This window comes from Mangrovivirga cuniculi, assembly GCF_005166025.1.
Lineage (GTDB): Bacteria > Bacteroidota > Bacteroidia > Cytophagales > Cyclobacteriaceae > Mangrovivirga > Mangrovivirga cuniculi.
Map to the genome: position 1 here is coordinate 286,090 of NZ_CP028923.1, position 20,532 is coordinate 306,621.

The 20,532-nt window shown below is 37.2% G+C and carries 18 protein-coding genes, 1 tRNA gene and 1 pseudogene; 6 read left to right on the forward strand and 14 right to left on the reverse strand.

Annotated elements, in window-relative coordinates; genetic code table 11:
* The first annotated feature begins 15 nt into the window (after positions 1-15).
* Entirely contained in the window at positions 16-2,232 is a 2,217-nt protein-coding gene (locus tag DCC35_RS01330) for a M1 family metallopeptidase (protein ID WP_137089088.1), read from the forward strand.
* 133 nt (positions 2,233-2,365) lie between these two features.
* On the opposite strand, the gene DCC35_RS01335 is transcribed toward DCC35_RS01330, so the two are convergent.
* From DCC35_RS01335 to polA, 4 genes are all read right to left on the reverse strand, one after another.
* Positions 2,366-3,994, reverse strand: a complete 1,629-nt coding sequence (locus tag DCC35_RS01335; protein WP_175402674.1) for an ArnT family glycosyltransferase — start codon at positions 3,992-3,994, stop codon at positions 2,366-2,368.
* 279 nt (positions 3,995-4,273) lie between these two features.
* A complete protein-coding gene (locus DCC35_RS01340) occupies positions 4,274-5,347 on the reverse strand; it encodes a twitch domain-containing radical SAM protein (protein WP_137089090.1) in 1,074 nt (357 codons plus the stop codon).
* Positions 5,347-6,297, reverse strand: coding sequence for a pyridoxal-phosphate dependent enzyme (locus tag DCC35_RS01345; RefSeq protein ID WP_137089091.1), 951 nt, complete (start codon positions 6,295-6,297; stop codon positions 5,347-5,349). The genes DCC35_RS01340 and DCC35_RS01345 overlap by 1 nt, the downstream gene beginning before the upstream one ends.
* 2 nt (positions 6,298-6,299) lie before the next feature.
* Positions 6,300-9,080: a DNA polymerase I gene (gene polA, locus DCC35_RS01350; RefSeq protein ID WP_137089092.1), complete on the reverse strand. Its 2,781-nt coding sequence runs from the start codon at positions 9,078-9,080 to the stop codon at positions 6,300-6,302.
* Positions 9,081-9,227: 147 nt separating this feature from the next.
* Between polA and DCC35_RS01355 the strand changes: the two genes are divergently transcribed.
* A complete protein-coding gene (locus tag DCC35_RS01355) occupies positions 9,228-10,364 on the forward strand; it encodes a hypothetical protein (protein ID WP_137089093.1) in 1,137 nt (378 codons plus the stop codon).
* Positions 10,365-10,431: 67 nt separating this feature from the next.
* Here DCC35_RS01355 and DCC35_RS01360 read toward each other — a convergent pair whose 3' ends face one another.
* From DCC35_RS01360 to DCC35_RS01370, 3 genes and pseudogenes are all read right to left on the reverse strand, one after another.
* Positions 10,432-10,662 carry a hypothetical protein gene (locus DCC35_RS01360; RefSeq protein WP_137089094.1) on the reverse strand — a complete coding sequence of 77 codons (231 nt, stop codon included), beginning with the start codon at positions 10,660-10,662 and terminating at the stop codon, positions 10,432-10,434.
* Positions 10,663-10,664: 2 nt separating this feature from the next.
* Positions 10,665-11,246 (reverse strand): thioredoxin family protein, encoded by a 582-nt coding sequence (locus DCC35_RS01365; RefSeq protein ID WP_137089095.1) that lies wholly within the window; start codon positions 11,244-11,246, stop codon positions 10,665-10,667.
* A gap of 516 nt (positions 11,247-11,762) precedes the next feature.
* Positions 11,763-13,071 (reverse strand): annotated as a pseudogene (locus DCC35_RS01370) (DEAD/DEAH box helicase).
* Positions 13,072-13,129: 58 nt separating this feature from the next.
* On the opposite strand from DCC35_RS01370, the gene DCC35_RS01375 reads away from it, so the two are divergent.
* From DCC35_RS01375 to DCC35_RS01390, 4 genes are all read left to right on the forward strand, one after another.
* Positions 13,130-14,470 (forward strand): dihydroorotase, encoded by a 1,341-nt coding sequence (locus tag DCC35_RS01375; protein WP_137089096.1) that lies wholly within the window; start codon positions 13,130-13,132, stop codon positions 14,468-14,470.
* A 65-nt stretch (positions 14,471-14,535) separates the two neighbouring features.
* Positions 14,536-14,611, forward strand: a tRNA-His gene (locus DCC35_RS01380).
* A gap of 93 nt (positions 14,612-14,704) precedes the next feature.
* Entirely contained in the window at positions 14,705-15,061 is a 357-nt protein-coding gene (locus DCC35_RS01385; protein WP_137089097.1) for a hypothetical protein, read from the forward strand.
* Positions 15,062-15,078: 17 nt separating this feature from the next.
* Entirely contained in the window at positions 15,079-15,309 is a 231-nt protein-coding gene (locus DCC35_RS01390) for a hypothetical protein (protein WP_246070120.1), read from the forward strand.
* Here DCC35_RS01390 and coaE read toward each other — a convergent pair.
* From coaE to DCC35_RS01425, 7 genes are all read right to left on the reverse strand, one after another.
* Positions 15,282-15,890, reverse strand: a complete 609-nt coding sequence (gene coaE, locus DCC35_RS01395) for a dephospho-CoA kinase (protein WP_137089099.1) — start codon at positions 15,888-15,890, stop codon at positions 15,282-15,284. The genes DCC35_RS01390 and coaE overlap by 28 nt on opposite strands.
* Entirely contained in the window at positions 15,877-16,836 is a 960-nt protein-coding gene (locus DCC35_RS01400; protein WP_137089100.1) for a YbbR-like domain-containing protein, read from the reverse strand. The genes coaE and DCC35_RS01400 overlap by 14 nt, the downstream gene beginning before the upstream one ends.
* Before the next feature lie 5 nt (positions 16,837-16,841).
* A complete protein-coding gene (gene yajC, locus DCC35_RS01405; RefSeq protein WP_137089101.1) occupies positions 16,842-17,168 on the reverse strand; it encodes a preprotein translocase subunit YajC in 327 nt (108 codons plus the stop codon).
* 24 nt (positions 17,169-17,192) lie between these two features.
* On the reverse strand, positions 17,193-17,726 hold the full coding sequence (locus DCC35_RS01410; RefSeq protein ID WP_137089102.1) for a DUF1573 domain-containing protein: 534 nt from the start codon (positions 17,724-17,726) through the stop codon (positions 17,193-17,195).
* Positions 17,727-17,736: 10 nt separating this feature from the next.
* Entirely contained in the window at positions 17,737-18,027 is a 291-nt protein-coding gene (locus DCC35_RS01415) for a YtxH domain-containing protein (protein WP_137089103.1), read from the reverse strand.
* A 7-nt stretch (positions 18,028-18,034) separates the two neighbouring features.
* Positions 18,035-19,141, reverse strand: a complete 1,107-nt coding sequence (gene nusB / locus DCC35_RS01420; protein WP_217495901.1) for a transcription antitermination factor NusB — start codon at positions 19,139-19,141, stop codon at positions 18,035-18,037.
* 80 nt (positions 19,142-19,221) lie between these two features.
* The gene (locus DCC35_RS01425) at positions 19,222-20,343 is read right to left on the reverse strand and encodes a Glu/Leu/Phe/Val family dehydrogenase (protein ID WP_137089105.1); all 1,122 of its coding nucleotides are present in this window, start codon (positions 20,341-20,343) and stop codon (positions 19,222-19,224) included.
* Between the last annotated feature and the right edge of the window lie 189 nt (positions 20,344-20,532).

The following is a 20,532-nucleotide window of genomic DNA, read 5'->3' on the forward strand; positions in this document are numbered from 1 at the left end:
ACTGAAACTATTATTATGAAAAGACTGCACTTAATCGCGCTTACTTTTCTTTCGATTTTTATCGCCTCTGCACAGGGCAAGTACGAAGGAAAGTTTGAACAACTTGGGACTATGCTGCCTTCTCCAAATGTATACAGAACGGCATCAGGTGCCCCGGGACCAGAATACTGGCAGCAAAAAGCTGACTACGATATCAAAGTATCAATAAATGATGAAACTCAGGTACTGACTGGTGAGGAAACTATCACTTATTACAATAACTCTCCGAACCCATTAGGCTATTTGTGGATTCAGCTAGACCAAAATATAAGAACCCAGGAAAGCATTGCCAGTACCTCAGAAAAAAGGCAAATGGGTTCTCAGATTCCTTCTAAAATATTAAAATCAACTGCTGAATTCAGTGGTTATGAAGGAGGATTTGACATTCAAAAAGTTACAGATAAAGATGGAAATGACCTTAAATATTTCATCAATGGTACGATGATGAGAATAGAGCTTCCATCAGTTCTGTCAAATGGAGACACTTTCACTTTTAATATCAACTGGTCGTACAACATTTATGACAGAATGTACATCGATGGAAGAGGTGGATATGAGTATTTCCCTGAAGATGACAACTTTGCCTATACTATTGCTCAGTGGTATCCAAGGCTTGCTGTTTATTCTGATTTTGAAGGGTGGCAAAACAAACAATTTCTTGGAAGAGGGGAGTTTGCTCTTACTTTTGGTGATTTTAATGTAGAGATCACAGTACCTGAAGATCACATTGTCGCAGCTACCGGGTCGCTACAAAATGTAGAGGATGTTTTAACCAGAAAGCAGGCAAAAAGATTTAAGAAAGCACAGAAATCATTTGATGAGCCAGTCTTCATCGTAACGGAAGAAGAGGCTATCGAAAATGAAAAAGATAAATCTACAGATTCAAAAACCTGGGTATTCAAAGCAGAAAACGTAAGAGACTTTGCCTTTGCTTCTTCCAGAAAGTATATCTGGGATGCACAGGCGGTTAAAGTTGGTGACAAAACGCCTTTGGCAATGTCTTTCTACCCGAAAGAAGGAAATCCGCTTTGGGAAGAAGAATCGACAAAAGCAGTCAAAAATACCTTGATCACTTATTCTGAGCATACTATCGAGTACCCTTATCCTGTGGCTATTTCTGTTCATGCTGCAAACCAGGGTATGGAATATCCAATGATCTGCTTCAACTATGGTCGCCCCAATAAAAATGGTTCGTATTCTCAGCGAACTAAAGAAGGTATGGTAGGGGTAATTGTTCACGAAGTTGGTCACAACTTCTTCCCGATGATCATTAATTCAGATGAGCGTCAATGGACCTGGATGGATGAAGGATTAAATTCATTCATGGAGCACGTTACTTTAAAAGAACACTATCCTGAATTTGACCTGACCTGGGGAACTCCTGAAGGAGTTGTGAATTACATGAAAGGAAGTAAAGAGTTTATCAGGCCGATAATGACTCAGTCAGATAATATTTTACAATTTGGATATAACGCTTATGGTAAACCTTCTGCCGGGTTAGTTATGCTTCGCCAGACGATAATGGGTGAAGAACTATTCGACTATGCATTTAAAGAATATGCAAAAAGATGGGCTTTTAAACATCCAACACCTGCTGACTTTTTCAGAACAATGGAAGATGCTTCTGCATTTGATCTTGACTGGTTCTGGAAAGGGTGGTTCTATTCTATCGATCACGTAGACGTAGCGGTAGAAAACGTTCATTGGTTTAAATATACCGAGGATAAGCAAGTTCTTGAAAACCAGATCGACATCAAAACATCAGCTGAGCCAGGTGGAGAAAAAGAAGGCAAAAACTCTTTAGAGGACGGTCCTTCATACTTTACTATCACTGATACCCCTGACAGATATTATGGCGAGTTCATGAACAGAGTAGACTCAAAAGGGGTAGTTAACAAAGCAAAAGATAAAAACTTCTACGAGGTAACATTCAAAAACAAAGGTGGATTAGTAATGCCTTTGATACTTGAATGGCACTATACTGATGGTACTACTGAAAGAGAAGTTATCCCGGCCGAGATCTGGAGACGAAATGAAAATGAGGTAACCAAGGTTTTTGTGAAGGACAAAGAAGTTTCAAAATTAGTTTTTGATCCTGAAGGAGAGTTAGCCGATGTAGAACCATCTAACAACACCTTCCCTCAGGCTGATCTTGAATCTGCTTTTGAGAAGTTCAAAAAAGAGAATAATTAAAGTTTTAAAGCTTTCTAATATAAAGCCATGGCATATTTGTCATGGCTTTTTTTATATCTTTAAATTCCGGGACCCTCATATAGAGGTATTTAATGATTACTAAAATTTGATTAATGACTGGTCACAAGACTAATTATTCAGTGATATGATATATCCGAATTGAACCACCACCAACTTTTGCTACAGGCTCGTATTTTCTCAACCAATCATAACGCTCTTCGAAGGGGACATCATAACCTATAAAGTCCACAAAATCACATGGGTTTTCCAGGCCCCAGTCCGGAACTTTACGATAAACAAATTCACTTATTGCTATCCAGCCAGTCTTTTTTTCTGTGGGCCCGATATATGACATATCAGGTAGATCATAATTACACAGGTTATAAGTATGAAAAACAGCTATATGGAGACTGTCGACATCTTTCCCCTCAAAAAATTCTTCTAGTTCATAAAGGCCTTGTCCCCAGTCTAAATCACTATCTACAATAATATTTCCGGGATCATTACCACCAATCAGGTTAAAATAAGAAAGCCAGTGAGGATATTGTGACCAGGAAATAGTTGCCTGGGCTCCAAGGAGCAAAGCGGTCACAATACCAGCCCAGTGTTTTCTAGAATTATCAAGCTTTTCAATTAAAATCGTCACACCGAAAGCTGAAACTAAGGAGATAAATGGGAAAACCTGGATGATATGTCGAAGTCCGATATTTAAATTACTGATAAAACTCAGCAAGAAAACAATAAAAATAACGCTAAACATACCCAAAACTTTCCAGTTAAAAAGCCGATAATAAATCGTGATTGAAATTGAGAAAAGAAACAGAAATAATAGGGTTATTGGTGTTTTTACGATAAATGAAATCGGATAAAAGAAAATACTACCGGTGGGTTTAAGATCTCCCATCAAATATCCTTTTATTGGAACCTGATTTTGACACCAGGTGTCTCCAAGACCTTTAAAAAACTCGGGGGCCGGCACTTTCCAGGTTTGCACTTGGGAAAGAATAGGATTGGATGCATAACAATCCCCAGCTTCGAGCATTCCATCATGTGGGATATCTCCAATTAATCCGAAAGAAAACCTATAGACAGCCCACACTGTTAGCAAGGAGGTAAAAATTATTACAGGAAATTTCTTAAAATAGGGAAATAGATCGACAGGCTTTTTCCAAACTTTTAATACCAGTAAAACAACCAATGAAGGTGTAACAAATAATATAGCTGTAAATTTTGTGCATACTGCCAGTGCAAAACCAATACCCATCAAGACAGAACGCTTCGAATCAGGTTTTTCTATCCATAAAATTATCAGATAAATTGATAACAGACAGGTCCCCATTGCTGGCACATCAGTAGTAGCTAAAGTAGAGTGTGCCATTACCAAAGGAGTAGTTGCCATTATAATTACAGCAATGTAGCCTGTTACTTTATCTTTAAGTTTATCCCCGACCAGATACACCAGAAACAAAGTAAGGATAAACATAATTAGGGGACCTACCCTGGCATATTGCAAAAAGCTTCGATACTCTTCACTTGAATCAAATTTCTTAGTTAATGCACCTCCTGCTGCTCCATTTGCCCAATAATTCTCATGTAAATTTTTCGGAATATTAACTCTTTCGCCTTTCAAGTACGGTATTATAGCACTCCAAATCCTTGAAAAAGGAGGGTTTTGAGGGGAAACTTCATAGGAACCCTGAAACCATTCGAGACCCGCGACTATATGACCTGATTCATCATGGGTCTGTGATAATTTCGACATACTGGAAACCATTAGTATAACACTTACTAAAACAACCAGTACAGTAATTATTGGCAAGGCGCGATTGAACCTGGTTTTGAGATTCATATATTAATTTACCAATTAATATCTTTCGATTGCCAGGAAAGGAATTAAATATTTAAAAAATAGAAAGAACCTACAAAGTAGTCAATAAACACTCATTGGGAAAAAACAGCAATAAGAAAAATCATATTTCTCTTCACGAAGAAATGTCTAAGTAGTAAAGAAAAGATACAGGTCAGACCCTCTGGTATATATCTAATTTATGAATTTAAGAATCTCACTTAGGCCTCTTGCATACTTACTATAATAAAACTGATCTTGAGATTTCTTTAATTCTTTAACAATTATGGCCTTTTCGTCCACAGGTATGCACTTAATATTAAACTCTTTAGGCCTCTGTAAGATATTAACATACCATCCTTCATCCTTTCCACCAGCATTCAACCACCAATCATATATTTCTGGCAGCTGACCAACATTTAAAGATGAAATTGTTGGAGATATTAAAACCCTCACTGCGGTGTTATCTAACAAATACCTTAAGTTATCTTCGAGCTTTTGAAAATTCTGACCGGTACGAATTGATTCCCCATGTTGTCCAATACCATCAATACTAACCATCACTTCAACATCATCAAAATGAGCCCAAAGATCAGTAACCTTTCTTCCTTTAAAGGATAATAACGAAAGATTAGTATTGTACCTGAGAGCAGGTTGCGCACCGCTATCGGTTAACAAATTGAGCAAAGAATAGTGCTCTTCCATAATCAATGGTTCGCCACCGGCAAAATAAAATTCATCTGCCTGAATGAGTAATTCTCTGTTCTCTTCAAAAAATCTATCAACATCCTCAATGTTTTTAATTATTGCCTGGTCTGCCGCTGTATTTCCATTCTCCTTAGCCTCGTCAAACCATTTTGAACTGGCTCCGTGCCAGCAAGTTCGACACTTAAAATTACAAACATTTGAAAACCGGAGATCCCAATATATCGGTTGAGAAGTTATCGATCCATCGGAATCAGTATTTTGAACCAGATCCATATGCTGGCTGAATTTTTTGTTGTTTTCCTGTCTCAGGCTTTCTGCTCCGCTGTCTTCAAGGGCATAGCAACTTTTGCATGCTTTTACTTTCTTACCGGCAAGCATTTTAGCTCTAAGCTCGCGAAATTTCTCTCCATTCCATATCTCACCGAGTGATTCCTGATTGATATTTCCCATGGGTTTAGAGGAAATACAACAGGGCTGAACCCTGCCATGTAAACCCACGTGAAAATGTATCCATGGCAGAATACAAAAAGCTTTATTGGTATCTGAAACACTACTTCCCATCAGGAAAAATAGTTTTTCGACAGATCAACATTTCCCCCGGTAAGAATCACTCCTACTTTCTTGTCTTTAAACAGCTCCTTATTTTTTAATATCGCTGCCACAGGAACAGCACAGGATGGCTCTATGATAATTTTCATTCTTTCCCAGACTAGCTTCATTGCTTCCAGTATCTGATCATCATTTACAAGAATAATATCCTCTATACCATCTCTTATTATTTCCCAGGTCTTGTCTCCTAAAGTAACCAATAATCCATCTGCTACAGTATTCGGAATATGGCTTTCTATCAATTCGCCACTTTTAAGAGATCGGTAAGCATCATCTGCACCTTCAGGCTCTCCACCATAAACCTTGATGTTTTTCCCGAAAACTTTAGCTGATAGAATAGTGCCTGAGATCAACCCTCCTCCTCCAATCGGAGCAATAATAATATCGAGATCTTCTACTTCCCCGATTAATTCTTTTGCGCAGGTAGCCTGACCCAGGATTACATCATCATGATTGAAAGGAGGAATAAAAACTGCACCTTTTTCTTTCTTTACTTCCCCCAGAGTAGATTCACGAGCTTCGAGAGTGGGTTCACAAAGTATAACCTCAGCGCCATAGCCTTTAACAGCGTTTATTTTAACTTTTGGAGCGTTATCAGGCATGACGATATAAGCCTTGACATCCAAAATTTTAGCTGCATAGGCTACTGCCTGGGCATGGTTTCCACTGGAGTGAGTCACGAGCCCATTTTTAAGCTCTACCTCTGTGAGATTTAAGGCTGCATGGACTCCACCACGGGCTTTAAAAGCCCCTACCTTTTGAAGGTTTTCGCATTTAAAAAACAACTCGGCTCCACTGAGTTCATTAAAAAACTTACTGGTTAACACCGGTGTATTATGAATATATGGGCCAATTTTATCAGCTGCTTTTTTAATGTCTTCCTTTTTAATTTCAGCTAACATAATTAGTGTGCTTCAAGCCAATTATTTCCTGTGCCTGTTTCAACCTCCATAGGTACAGCTAAATCAGCGGCACCCATCATTCTTTTTGGAATTTCCTTTTTGATCAAATCCAGTTCGTCTTTATGAACATCAAAAACAAGTTCATCATGAACCTGAAGAATCATCTTAGACTTAAGGTTTTTCTCTTTCATCCAATTATGAATATCGATCATTGCTACCTTAATAATATCAGCAGCACTACCCTGAATCGGGGCGTTGATAGCATTTCGCTCTGCAAAGCCACGGTTGGTAGCATTTCTTGAATTAATATCCCTTAAATATCTACGGCGGCCTTTGATTGTTTCTACGAATTCATTTTCACGCGCTTTGTCGATTATGTCATCCATGTATTTCTTTACTGCGGGAAACTCTTCAAAATAAGTTTCAATCAACGCAGAAGCTTCCTTCCTTGGAATGTTCAACCGTTGTGATAATCCAAATGCCGAGATACCATAAATTATCCCAAAGTTAGCTGTCTTAGCCTTTCTTCTCATATCACTATCTACCTCCTCCACATCAACCTTAAAGATCTTTGCTGCTGTGGCAGAATGAATATCTGTGCCATTTTTAAACGCTTCGATCATATGATCATCACCACTGAATGATGCCATAATTCTCAACTCTATCTGTGAGTAGTCTGCTGCCAGAAGAGTAAAATCATCATTTCTAGGCACAAAAGCTTTCCTGATTGCCCGTCCTTTTTCAGTTCTAATAGGAATATTCTGAAGGTTAGGGTTTGTACTACTCAGTCTTCCTGTTGCTGCAACCGCCTGATTATAACTGGTGTGAATTCTGCCGTCGCGTTCACTGATCAATTCCGGAAGAGCATCAATATAGGTAGATTTTAGTTTCTGAATTTCTCGAAAATCAAGAATTTTTTGCGCGATCTCATGCTCATTTGCCAATCTTGAAAGAATTTCTTCTCCGGTTGCAAACTGACCTGTTTTTGTCTTTTTAGGTTTTTTATCAACCTTGAGCTTAACAAAAAGTATCTCTCCTAATTGCTTTGGAGATGCTATATTGAATTCCTCTCCGGCAATTTCAAAAATCTCAGCCTGGATCTTTAAGAGATCTTTCTCCATTTCCTTAGATGAAACTGCAAGCTCCTCTTTATCGACTTTTATTCCTTCATACTCCATAGCCGCCAACACTTCAACCAATGGTGATTCAAGATCGGTAAGCAAGTCTTCCATCTTTACTTCCCTGATCTCCTTATCGAGCTTATTTTTCAGCCTTAATGTAATATCGGCGTCTTCAGCAGCATAAACACCTGCTTTTTCGATATCAACATCACGCATATTCCCTTGCTTTTTACCCTTTTTGCCAATCAGTGTTTCTATACTTACCGGTGAGTAATTGAGATAATTTTCCGCCAGAACATCCATATTATGCCTCTGTTCAGGCTCTAGCAAGTAGTGGGCCAGCATAGTATCATAATAAGGGCCACTAACTTTGATGCCGTATTTCTTCAAAACAAGAATATCATATTTAAGATTTTGACCGATCTTAGTGATCTTATCATTTTCAAAAATATCCTTGAATTTGCTCAGAATATCACCGGCTTTCTTCTCATCATCCGGAACCGGGATATAATATGCCTCTCCTTCTTTAAAAGAAAATGAAAGTCCAACCAGGGAAGCTTCAAAAGCCTGAATTGAATCAGTCTCAGTATCGTAACATATTTCTTTTTGCTTTTTTAAATATTTGACTAGTCGGTCGATCTCTTTTTCTTCCGTAAGAGTATAATACTCATGCTCGACCGTTTCAATTGTATCGATCTGTGGTGTAGCAGTATCTTCTGCTTCTTCCTCTGACACCTGGGCAAACATCTGAAGCTGACCTTTTGAATCTGTATCTTTTGCCTGCTCGCCAAATACCCTCTTCATAAGTGTCCTGAACTCCAGCTCTTCAAAAACTTCCTTCACCTTTTCTTCATCCGGACCTGTATATTCAAGAGCTTCAGGATCAAGGTCTATATCACAATCTATTTTAATTGTTGCCAGTTCTTTTGATAAAATACCCTGTGGACCAAATTCTATTACTTTTTCCTTTTGCTTTCCTTTTAGATCTTCAGCATTCTTAACCAGGTTTTCTACTGTACCATAGGTTTTTAATAATTTCGAAGCTGTTTTAGGTCCAATACCCGGAATACCCGGGATGTTATCTACGCTATCACCTTGTAAGCCCAACATATCTCTCACCTGGTCGACATTTTCGATGTCCCATTTCTTTTTCACCTCTTCCACTCCAAGGATGTCTACACTATTGCCCATAAAGGCCGGCTTATACAGGTAAATATTCTCTTCAACCAGCTGGGAATAGTCTTTATCCGGGGTCATCATATAAACAACAAACCCTTCCTTTGCAGCCTTTTTGCTCAGAGTTCCTATTACATCATCCGCCTCCATTTTTGGAACTTCAAGAATAGGAATATCAAAACTTTCGATAATTTTTTTGACCCATGGAACACCAACCTTTATATCTTCCGGAGTTTCTTCCCTATTCGCTTTATATTCCTCATAAACTTCCGTTCTGAAGGTTGGCCCCGGCGGGTCAAAGGCAACGCCTATATGAGAAGGTTTTCTTTTATTGATAATCTCTAGTAAAGCATTGGTAAAACCAAGCATTACTCCGGTATTAAGTCCTTTAGAATTTATTCTCGGGTTCTTACTAAAAGCAAAATGTGCCCGGTATATCAATGCATAAGCATCCAGTAGAAAGAGTGTTTTCTTATTTTCTGCCATAGGTCAAGATCATTGAAATTAAAATTTTCTTGTCAAAGTACTATTTTAAGCTAATTTGATTAAATATGAACGGGACAAACGTTTATATTGCAGCAATATTGTAAAATTGGCATAATCATTGAACTTGTTCACGTAAAAACTACAATAATGAAACGGATTCTATTTTTTAGTATTATCGCTCTGACCATTTTTCAGTCATGTAGCAGTGGTAAGAAGCAATTCGAGCAGGGAAATTACGAAGAAGCAGTATTTTTAGCTGTCAATCGATTAAGAGATAAACCTGACAACAAAAAAGCAACACAAACTTTACGTAAGGCATACCCGCTAGCGGTGAATCTCCACCTGCGAAAGATTAATCAGTACAAATCAAGTACTGACAGGTTTAAGTATGACCGAATTGCACAGTCTTATAAGCTCTTAAATAACATGAATAATGAGGTCGAAAGATGTCCTGCATGTATGAACCTGGTTGAAACCCGAGGGTTTTTAAATGAATATAATGAAGCTGCAAGGTTAGCCGCTGAAGAAAGGTATCAGGCAGGCGTCGAATTTCTTTCTAATGGAGACAGACGAAGTGCTATAGAAGCTGTAAACCATTTTAGAAGAGCTGATCAATTTGTTTCTAACTACAAAGATGTTAATGATAAAATTGAAGAAGCAAGATGGGCTGCCACCCTCAAAGTGTTGGTTGAACAAATACCTGTTCACTCCCAGACTTTTGGGTTAAGTAATCAATTCTTTCAAAATCAGATAAACGAATATCTTGCTCATCAAAACTCAAATGAGTTTGTAAGGTTTTTTACAGTTGATGAAGCTGAAAAAATGCAGCTCGAAGAATTTGATCACTATATACGTATGCAGTTTGATGATTTCCAGGTAGGCAATACCCACCTTCGTGAAAATTCTGAAGTAATTACTCGTGATAGTGTTAAAGTCGGAGATGTAGAAGTTGAAGGCGTTAAGAAACCTGTTTATGGAACTGTTAAAGCAAAGCTAACTGTATTCACTAAAAGTGTAATGTCAAGAGGTTTACTGGATGTACAAATCTGGGATGCTAGATCTAACAGAATATTAAGACAGGAAAAACTTCCTGGTCAATTCGAATGGGTTACTCAGTGGGGAAATTTTAATGGTGATGAAAGAGCCCTAACGAAAGAACAAATAGCAATTACTAAAATGAGAGAAGTTCCACCACCACCTCCTCAGGATCTTTTCATTGAGTTTTGTAAGCCAATTTACGGACAAGTAACTAATTTGGTATCCGGATACTACAGAGGAATTTAAACAATGATAAATAAGAAATAAAAAAAGGGCCAATTGGCCCTTTTTTTATTTCAAGAATTCAATCATCCTACTCCATAGACTCTAATTTTGACAGGTAATCTTCATCATTGATTGCTGATCTTTCCTCTTCGTAATTTTCCAGTTCATCTTTACATTTATAACAATAGGCTTTTATGTAAGATTTAAATTCCTGTGCCTGTTTATTATTGGCTGCCACTTCGACCCTTTCAACTTTCTTTAATGCCTTTTTATAATTCCCCTTTAATGCTTCATTAAAATATTGATTTAATTCGGCCATAGCTAATAAATCAGGATCATTAGCTTTTTCTCTACTTCTTTAAAGTAAGAATTACTGATATTAATAAATTTCATTCCGAAATCACTTTTTGTGGAAATAGCTAATTTTTGAAAACCCATTCCTATTTCAAAAGAACTATTTGGATTCTCCTCGCCAGCATTTGTAACCATTTTTTTATTAAGTCCATTTAAAGACGGTGGGATCTGTTTTAAAATTTCAATATAACTTTCTGGCATCAGAAACCCGTTTTTTTCCCAGATCACCTCTTCAGATGCTGTAATTATCATTACCCTGGGAATAGACGTTACATTATAGGCACGTGCTATATTTGGATATTGATCAATATCAATTTTAAGAGCAACAAAATTTTCAGACAACTTTTTCATCTCTGGCCTTTCCCAAAGCTGTTTATCCATTTTCTTACATGGCCCACACCAAATTGCCCAAAAATCAACTAATATCAATTGGTCTTTTTCAATAGCCTTTACCTGCGCTACCTTGAGGTTTGTTTCCCATGAAATTTGTGAAAAAAGACTGTTAAATCCGAAAAGGAAAAATACGAGTATAAAGCTCTTTTTAATCATTTGTAAAATTAAGTTTTGGTTGATAAATAAAATTATTAGAAGCAAAAATTATAATATTTAGAGGATAAAACAATTTTTTGCAAAATTAATCTATTAAAAACCAACTAGAATTCACTCCAGCTTTAAGCCTGTAGAAAAGAATAAAAATAAAGGATTTACAAACTTCGAAAGATGTATTGAAGGGAGTAAAAATAAAGAGCCCGGTTTAAAAACCGGGCTCTTAACCAGCTATGGAAAGAAAGATATACTTGTTTGAACTCTTAAAGTAATGAAAGTTATTTACGCGAAGAAGCCTATTAGACAAACGGCTTATTTTTTACGATTAAACTAGTGATTTCTTCGATAAAATCCCGGAGATGAACTCCGGGATTCCCATTCAACCAGCTATGAAATAATCAACTTCTTTTAAGCGACTAACTTCATAGGTATATTCCCTGGGAATCAAAAAGGTGAATGCAGTTTAGACCAACTATAATGATCATTCGATTAACTGATAAAATTTTTCGGTAAAAAAATTTAACGTCTTTTAGATCGGCCTTTATTTGATTTCTTTGTTGATGATTTTTTCTTTTCAGATTTTGGCTTTTTATCATGAAATGCCCCTGGTAAGTCGGATCTTCCTTTTTTCGCTGATAATCGATGGCTCTTAGAATCTGTTGGTTCTCCTCTTTAGGAGTATCGGTAATTTCTACATTTTGCGGTATATCCTTGACCGGGATGGTCATGCGAATTATTTCTTCAATTTTTTAATGTGATAATGCTCTGCCGGATTTTCAAAAGTTATCGCAGTTCCGGCCTGCATAGCCCGACCGGTCCTTCCTATCCGATGAACGTAATCTTCATAGATAATCGGCACATCGAAATTCACTACATGCGAAACCATTGAGATGTCCATTCCTCTTGCTGTTACATCGGTAGAAACTAATACCCTGATATTTCCTTCCTTAAAATCATTCATGGCATTGATACGAGAGTTTTGCCCTTTATTAGCATGGATCACTCTTACACCGCCTTCTACCGTACGTTCTAGATATTTATAAATATTATCTGCTGTCTTTTTAGTCTTAACAAATACAATAACGCGATTGAATTCATCTTGCTTTAAAAAGTAGGATAACAGATTAATTTTTGTCTTAAAGTTCGGCACCTTGTATAACTCCTGACTAATTGTTTCAGCCGTACTGGCCTGAGGAGCGATCTCAACTCTTTCAGGAAACTCGAGAAACTCTTCTGAAAGCTTTTGCACATTATCAGGGAAAGTAGCCGAAAATAACAAGTTTTGTTTTTTCTGTGGAAGTATTTCTAAAAGGCGAAGAATTTGATGAAAAAACCCCATATCCATCATCTTATCGGCTTCGTCCATTACCATCGTCTTGATGTATTTGGTCATGAAAGCTTCCTTCCTGTAAATATCCATAAATCGCTGAGGTGTCGATATGATCAGATCTACTCCTGCTTCAGCAAGTTCTATCTGAGTTTTTGGTCCCAGCCCACCGTAAAAACTAACAATTCGAAGATCGAGATATTTACTGAACTTTCTCGCTTCCTCTTCAATCTGAAGAACGAGTTCTCTCGTTGGTGCAAGAACCACAGCTCGAGGATCATCACCCTGTGCATATTTTAGCTTCATTAAAATGGGCAACAAGTAAGCAGCTGTTTTACCGGTTCCGGTTTGAGCAATACCTAATACGTCATGACCTGCAGTAACCAACGGAATAGCTTTCTTTTGAATTGGCGTTGGTGATTCATACCCCGCCTCTTCGATAGCATTTAAAAGCTGCCTGTTCAATTTAAAATCCTCAAAAGTATTTACTTGCTTCGACATAAGAGATGAATGGGTTTTGATCAAAAAAAGACACTATCTTTACAAAAAAAACAAAAAGATGCGCAGTTATTTGATTTCCAATGCAAATATAGTCAATGAAGGCAGGATATTTACCGGTGATGTCCTTATTAAAGAGGGCCGCATCGAAAAAATATCTTCTTCAATAAATGCCGACCAGGCTGATGAAGTAATCGATGCCGAGGGTAAATACTTATTTCCGGGAGTAATCGATGACCAGGTACACTTTCGCGAACCCGGACTGACACATAAAGCTAACATAGCGACAGAATCGAGGGCTGCTGTAGCTGGAGGTGTCACTTCATTTATGGAAATGCCAAACACCGTTCCCCAGGCATTGACCCAGGAACTTTTAGCTGATAAATATGCAATAGCAGCTAAAAGCTCTCCGGCCAACTACTCCTTTTTTATGGGTGCCAGCAACGACAACCTGGATGAAGTTTTAAAAACTGATCCAACTAAGGTGTGTGGAGTAAAAGTATTCATGGGTTCTAGTACTGGTAACATGCTTGTAGATAATCAACAAACCCTGGAATCAATTTTTGGTTCTACTAATATGCTTATTGCCACACACTGTGAAGATGAAGAAACAGTCCGTGCAAATACAGCTAAATATGTAGAAAAGTATGGAGATAACATTCCAGTAAAGTATCACCCGATAATCAGATCTGAAGAAGCGTGTTACAAATCTTCTTCATTTGCAGTATCACTTGCAAAAAAGCATGGAGCAAGGCTGCATGTTCTCCATATAAGCACCGCTAAAGAACTTGAATTATTTTCTAACAAACTACCGCTAGAGGAGAAAAAAATCACAGCAGAGGCCTGTATACATCATCTGTGGTTTTCTGATGAGGACTACGAAGAGAAAGGCACATTGATCAAGTGGAATCCTGCTGTAAAAAAGGCTTCTGATAGAGCAGCTATATGGGAGGCTGTTAATAATAATACAATCGATGTTATCGCAACAGACCATGCCCCACATACGCTGGAAGAAAAAGATAATCCATATACTAAAGCTCCAAGCGGTGGGCCTTTGATTCAACATACCCTGGTTGCAATGATCGATAAGCACAAGGAAGGTAAGATCACTCTGGAACATATTGCTGAGAAAATGGCTCACAGTCCTGCGCGATTATTCAGAATTAAAGAAAGAGGTTATATCAGGGAAGGTTATTATGCAGACCTGACATTAGTAGATCTGGAAGATAGCACTCCAGTAACTAAAGAATCTCTACTTTATAAATGTAATTGGTCTCCTTTTGAAGGATACACGTTTAAAAGTAAAGTAACTCATACTTTCGTATCAGGAAACAAAGTATATGAGAATGAGAAGGTTATTGATGATAAGATGGGCATGAGAATGGAATTTAAGGCTGATTGATAAAATTTAATCAATTAATCTTTGCAGTTTATCCTACCTTTTCTAAATTTGCTGCCCAATTAGACGGTGATTGTAGCTCAGTTGGTTAGAGCGCCAGTTTGTGGCACTGGAGGCCGCCGGTTCGAATCCGGTCTTTCACCCAAAAAAGCTCTCAGAATCTGAGAGCTTTTTTTGTTTTCCTGTCTTCGTTATTTAAATTCAGATCTGATTTTTTCATCAACCTCGAATTACGCTATGCTCACAAGAAAGATCTCAAAATACTCAGCGATTATTTTCACTATTCTATTGGCAGTTTTGTGTGCCGAAGTACTAAAAAAAGCAATTCATGGCTATAAGGATTTTAATAGCCCATACATTTCCACTCTAATAATCATGTCTGCGATGGTTTTGATTTATTATCCTGCGTATCATTTTATTAAGCACCTGGCAGAAAAGTTTTCAAAGTCATATATCCGCAATACTAAAAAAGTTTTTAAAAGTAAATTCCTGGGAATATTCTTTGCTATAACCGTCGGTTTGTCAGCATTATATAGTATCTTTTTATACTTATGGTTTGATATAAATGTGCTGAAATTGATTGGTGTAGTATGATTAGCCTGAATACTTTTATGCAACTTCCAAGAGATGAAAAGATCAAGTGCCTGTATCTTGAGGGAGAGTTTATTGTCTCAATTCGGTATTATAAGCATAAGGTAAATTTATACCTGTTAAGCAATTCTTATGTGGAGGTCTTTTACAATCCAAAAACAGATCGAATAGATAAAATCATTCCGCTTGATTTTAAAGAAAAGCGGATGAAGTTTTACACTGATCAGATCTCCTTACCCAGGGTTAGTTGATCGTGTAAGTTAATTACAGGTTGCAAAATGCTATTTTTATTATCGTTATAGACGACCAAATCTGCTAACTTTTTTTTCTTGCCTTCACCCCATTGTCTATCCATAATATCCAAAACCTGCTCCTTAGATCTTTCCGGATCACGAATTAATACCCTGTTCAACCTTTCATTTTTTGGAACACTGACATGAATAACATAATCTAGCGACTTATAGCTTCCGGCCTCAAAAAGTAATGCAGCTTCCTTTATCAGGTATTTATGATCATTATTTTGATCGACCCAGTTTTTAAAATCCCTACCAACAGCAGGGTGCACAAGTGAATTGATCCTTTTAGTTTTTCCCTCATCTGAGAAAACCTGACCTGCAAGGTAAGCCCTGTTGGGCATACCATCTTCATTATACGACTCTTCTCCAAAAGCTTCAATTATCTTGTGCTTCAGTTCCATGTCCGTGTGTAATAAAGACTTCGCTCGTGAATCGGCATCATACACCGGAACACCAAGTGTTGAAAAAATCTTGCAGACAGTACTTTTTCCTGCGCCAATTCCTCCTGTTACTCCTATAAGCTTAGGGTTTTTCATTTTTAACTATTTCTATTTCGCTGGAATCGTAAGAAAGGATTTTCATCATTTGAGGATAGTCTATTATTTTTGGAATAATAGTCGAATCCGATGTAAGGCTGTCATAGTTTAGTTTAATTACGATATCACTACTGTCCATACCTGTTCGGTCTTTTAAAAAATAGTAAGTTACTGCAACCTTTTCCTTAGATGGAGAAAACTCTTCGGGAAAGTTTTCAAGCTGAAAAGGCACCATTTTTTGGATTTGATTAGCTTTTTTTACTCTTACAGCTACATTAATCTCTTGAGGAGATGCTATAACCAGTTCAGAAGTGTAGGGAGGTTCAATTACTTCTTCATGGTCTTCATCAAGCGGTTCTTCATTATTTAATGAGAGTTGTATAGTGTCAGGAATACTATCAATCATGCTTTCCGGGCCAGAATATTTCAAATACCGGGCATTTAATAAAATACTATCTCCAAAATAAAATAAAGGCTTAAACTGAATTTCTGTTGAATCAAGGTCGAGATACACTCTCTTTTCTTTGAAGCTTTGAATATCAAAAGCCAGAGTATCTGTAAGAATTCTCAATATTCTCAGATTGGTAAACTCATCAGCGATGATATCCCGAACGGAGCTTGTTAGTATAAACTTTTGTTCTGTAGGATTCTGGATAGGAATTTGGATAGGCTCTTTATTTATTCCAAGAGTAGTCCTTAGAAGATCCCATCCACCTCCATTTACTTGAAGGGAAATGTTATTAGGTAATTCACCAACTACAACTGTGCTATCATTCTTGTACTTTAATTCAACAGGGTAGTTTACTGTAGCTTCGTAGTCTGCTTTATTTAAGGCATTAAAAAACCAAAAAGTAGTGGCGCCCAAAATACAGAGCGCCATTACTTTTGTGTTACTTCTTGATATAGTTTTTAAAAAACTTTTAATACTTCGAAAGAAGTCATTCATTCGGTTTATTTATCTTTTTTTGTGCCTTCATTAAGCCTTTTTGAGTTCTCCAGAGATATTGCAGATCTCTCAAAAGTTAGTTTAAATCCTCTTTCTACTTCAACGATCACAGTGTCATCGCTTGGCAGATCAAAGATCTTTCCGTGAAGTCCTCCGATAGTAACTACTTTATCTCCTTTTTTTAATTCACTGATAAATTTTTTAGTCTCCTTTTGCTTTTTCTGCTGAGGACGGATCATAAAGAAGTAAAATATAACTATGATCGCAACAAAAAATATAATCTGCGAATAGCCACTTCCATCAGCAGCCTGTAATAAAATTAAATTAAGCATTAATTAATCAGTTAATTTATAGGTTTATTTTAAAATAGAACTCTTTCCACTACCCTTTGCAACATTTCCTTTGATATAAAGAACAGTTCTTGCAGGGTTAGTGTTAGCAGTGATAGTTACTGACTTGTTTTGTGTACCCACTTTGTTCTTACTATCAAATCTCACGTGAATTTCACCCTCTCCACCAACTGGTACAGGATCTTTAGTCCACTTTGGAGTTGTACATCCACAAGAAGCCTGAACATTCCCAATTACAAGCTCAGAATCACCTGTATTCTTAAATTTGAAAACGTGCTCAACAACATCTCCTTCTGTAATATTTCCAAACTCATACGTTTTGCTATCGAAATCAAATTCCGGAGCAGGGGCATTTGGATCTACTGTAGGAGTGTTAGTATTCGCAGTAGGCACTGTATTTGAAACCGGTCTGCTAAGCGTACCGTTTTGCTCTAGTTGTGCAACCCTGTTTTCAAGGTCCTCAACTCTTTTCTCTAATTTTTCATTTGTACAGCTCGCTAAAACGAAAGCGACCAAAGCAAATAAGCTAATCTTTTTCATCTCTCTTAATTTATTTTTTCTTCAATTGTCCTAATAATTCATCTACGTCATCAAGTAGTTGCTCAGCTTTATTTTTAGCGTCTGAAACTACCTTTTCTCCATCTGTTTTTGCCTGGTTAGCATGTTCCACCTTTCCTTCTACAAGGTCATCTATCAGCTCTTCTAATATTTGCTTGTATCTGTCGAGCTGGTAAGTAACCTTATCCCTGGTGTTACTGCCTTTATCCGGGGCGAATAAAATTCCTATAAGAGCACCGGAAGCCATGCCGGTTAAAAAAGCTAATAAATTGTTTGATTTCATGGTATTACTATTTATTGTCTAAAAGTCCCCTTCCGCTCTTCTTAATCTTCCCGGCAGTCTTCAGATCATTAGCTATTACATCTAATACTCCGTTAACAAACTGACGGCTTTTAGGGGTACTGTATTTCTTTGATATTTCTATAAACTCATTTATGGTAACCTTTACCGGGATATTTGGAAAATTAATCATTTCAGAAACTGCCAGCATCAAAATTATTTTATCTGTTGTTGCCAGTCTTTCAACATCCCAGTTCTTTGTTTTTTCCGAGATAATCTCTTCATATTCTTCTTCGTTTTCAAGTAAATAATCGTAGGTATCCTCGAAAAATATTTTATCGTCTTCCCAATTATAAGATAATTCTCTCAATTCCACAGAATCTTCCTCAGATTCTTTGATTGTTTTTAGAGCAAGACTTTTAACAATATTCTTATCTTCAGCCCAGTGAATATCTTCCTGTTCGAAGAAATCCATTACCGCCTGGTTTTTAAATATAATATTTTTTATCAGGTATTGTGTAAAGATCTTATCAGATTCAAAATCACCCTCCCCTGAAGCGTATTCCTTATATTCATCAGAATCCTTAATTAAGTTTTTAAACCAGGACTCTACTTCTGATCTCATTTCTGAGGTATCGACCTTTTTCCTTAATAAGGCATTCTCAAAGCTTTCAGAATTTCTTAATAAGCTAATGACATCATTTTGAATAAAGTTGTCATCTTTTCCCTTTTTTAAATACCTGTTAAAAGAAGGATCTGAAAGGTCGGTTAATAATTTAAGTGCAAGTAAATAATGGTTATATATTTCTTCCGCTTCGATTACCATTCTGCGCTTCAGATGCACTCGATCTTTTTCATTTTGGGCATCATATTCTATTAATGCCTTTTCAACCTCGGTATTTATTTTTTCTTCAAGTGATGAATCATAGACGAATTCTTCGCCATTTTCAAAAAGCTGATCGAATTGGGACAGCGCCTTTTTTCTTTTCTCCTTGAGTTCTTCCTTATCCTGAACCTCGTTTGCATTGAGGTCTGGAAGAAAAGCATCGTGTACCAGGTTTCTTGCCAACTCCTTATTAGCATTCTTGCTTTGAAGAAATGCGAATATACTTTGCATTGCTTTTATCCGAAGAATTCGTCTATTGATCATATCAGTAATTAAAGAACGTATTATTAAATTTCTTACTCGATTCTATATTAGTACGAAAGTTTTACCTTTCCTATTTTCTCAATTCTGTCAAGAGCCATTTTCATTGCTGCCTCTTGTGGAGTGATCTTTTCTTTTTCAGCTCTGTCAAGTGCTTCAAGTAATGTATCATATATCTTATCAGATTGCTCATATGCCATTTTTGAAGTACCCATTTTCGCGTATTCCATGTAGACATTGATCACTCCTCCTGCATTTATCAGGAAGTCAGGAGCATATACGATACCACGATCAATAAGTTCTGCTCCGTGCTTTTTCTCATCTTTTAGCTGATTATTTGCAGCGCCGGCCACAATCTGGCACTTCAACTGAGGAATCGTATCATCGTTTAATGTTGCCCCAAGAGCACAAGGAGCATAAATATCCATATCAAATGAATAAACATCTTTCGGATCTACAATCTCAGCTCCGTACTGCTTGTTCACATGGTCCAGTCTGTCCTGATTAATATCTGAAATATATACTTTGGCATTTTCTTTTGTCAGGTGATTTACAAGATATTCACCGACATTTCCAACACCTTGAACAAGCACCTTTTTGCCTTCCAGCTCATCTTTGCCATACACTCTTTTTGCGGCAGCCTTCATTCCCGCATAGGTTCCGTAAGCCGTTACAGGTGAAGGATCTCCCATTCCTCCCATGTATTCTGGCAATCCGGTAACATGTTTTGTTTCAACGCCAATGTGGACCATATCAGATGTATTCATACTTACATCCTCTGCGGTCACATATTTACCATTCAGACTTTCGACAAAACGGCCAAATCTTCTTAAAAATGCTTCGTTCTTAAGCTTTTTGGGATCTCCGATGATCACAGCTTTTCCTCCACCAATATTCAATCCCGCAAGTGCATTTTTAAAAGTCATTCCTCTTGAAAGCCTCAAAACATCAGTAAGAGCTTCACTATCGTTGGCATAATTCCACATTCTGGTTCCTCCCAGGGCAGGACCTAAAACTGTGTTATGAACTCCGATAATTGCTTTTAAACCTGTTGGCTCATCATAACAAAAGACAACTTGCTCGTGCTCCATTTCGGTCATCTGACTAAATATCGCCGCTCCGTCTGAACCGGCAACCGCTTTAGCCTGATCTAAATCTTTTAATTCTTGCATTACTTTGGGTATTAATAAGTTGTTGTTTACTGTTTTTAATTACAAAATATTGCAAAAATACTCGATTTATATGAAATGACCTGCTATTAACTGATTGGTTTGCATTTTTTCCTGACATGTGCCCGGAAAAACTTACCTTATCTTAACTTTGAATTTGGAACATAATGTAAATTCAAGCGTTTTACTTAT

Bases quoted from the DNA above. Each gene is read 5' to 3' on its own strand.
- DCC35_RS01330 (WP_137089088.1), top strand. From the start codon at position 16: ATGAAAAGACTGCACTTAATCGCGCTTACTTTTCTTTCGATTTTTATC.
- DCC35_RS01335 (WP_175402674.1), bottom strand. From the start codon at position 3,994: ATGTCGAAATTATCACAGACCCATGATGAATCAGGTCATATAGTCGCG.
- DCC35_RS01340 (WP_137089090.1), bottom strand. From the start codon at position 5,347: ATGGGAAGTAGTGTTTCAGATACCAATAAAGCTTTTTGTATTCTGCCA.
- DCC35_RS01345 (WP_137089091.1), bottom strand. From the start codon at position 6,297: ATGTTAGCTGAAATTAAAAAGGAAGACATTAAAAAAGCAGCTGATAAA.
- polA (WP_137089092.1), bottom strand. From the start codon at position 9,080: ATGGCAGAAAATAAGAAAACACTCTTTCTACTGGATGCTTATGCATTG.
- DCC35_RS01355 (WP_137089093.1), top strand. From the start codon at position 9,228: ATGAAACGGATTCTATTTTTTAGTATTATCGCTCTGACCATTTTTCAG.
- DCC35_RS01360 (WP_137089094.1), bottom strand. From the start codon at position 10,662: ATGGCCGAATTAAATCAATATTTTAATGAAGCATTAAAGGGGAATTAT.
- DCC35_RS01365 (WP_137089095.1), bottom strand. From the start codon at position 11,246: ATGATTAAAAAGAGCTTTATACTCGTATTTTTCCTTTTCGGATTTAAC.
- DCC35_RS01375 (WP_137089096.1), top strand. From the start codon at position 13,130: ATGCGCAGTTATTTGATTTCCAATGCAAATATAGTCAATGAAGGCAGG.
- DCC35_RS01385 (WP_137089097.1), top strand. From the start codon at position 14,705: ATGCTCACAAGAAAGATCTCAAAATACTCAGCGATTATTTTCACTATT.
- DCC35_RS01390 (WP_246070120.1), top strand. From the start codon at position 15,079: ATGCAACTTCCAAGAGATGAAAAGATCAAGTGCCTGTATCTTGAGGGA.
- coaE (WP_137089099.1), bottom strand. From the start codon at position 15,890: ATGAAAAACCCTAAGCTTATAGGAGTAACAGGAGGAATTGGCGCAGGA.
- DCC35_RS01400 (WP_137089100.1), bottom strand. From the start codon at position 16,836: ATGAATGACTTCTTTCGAAGTATTAAAAGTTTTTTAAAAACTATATCA.
- yajC (WP_137089101.1), bottom strand. From the start codon at position 17,168: ATGCTTAATTTAATTTTATTACAGGCTGCTGATGGAAGTGGCTATTCG.
- DCC35_RS01410 (WP_137089102.1), bottom strand. From the start codon at position 17,726: ATGAAAAAGATTAGCTTATTTGCTTTGGTCGCTTTCGTTTTAGCGAGC.
- DCC35_RS01415 (WP_137089103.1), bottom strand. From the start codon at position 18,027: ATGAAATCAAACAATTTATTAGCTTTTTTAACCGGCATGGCTTCCGGT.
- nusB (WP_217495901.1), bottom strand. From the start codon at position 19,141: ATGCAAAGTATATTCGCATTTCTTCAAAGCAAGAATGCTAATAAGGAG.
- DCC35_RS01425 (WP_137089105.1), bottom strand. From the start codon at position 20,343: ATGCAAGAATTAAAAGATTTAGATCAGGCTAAAGCGGTTGCCGGTTCA.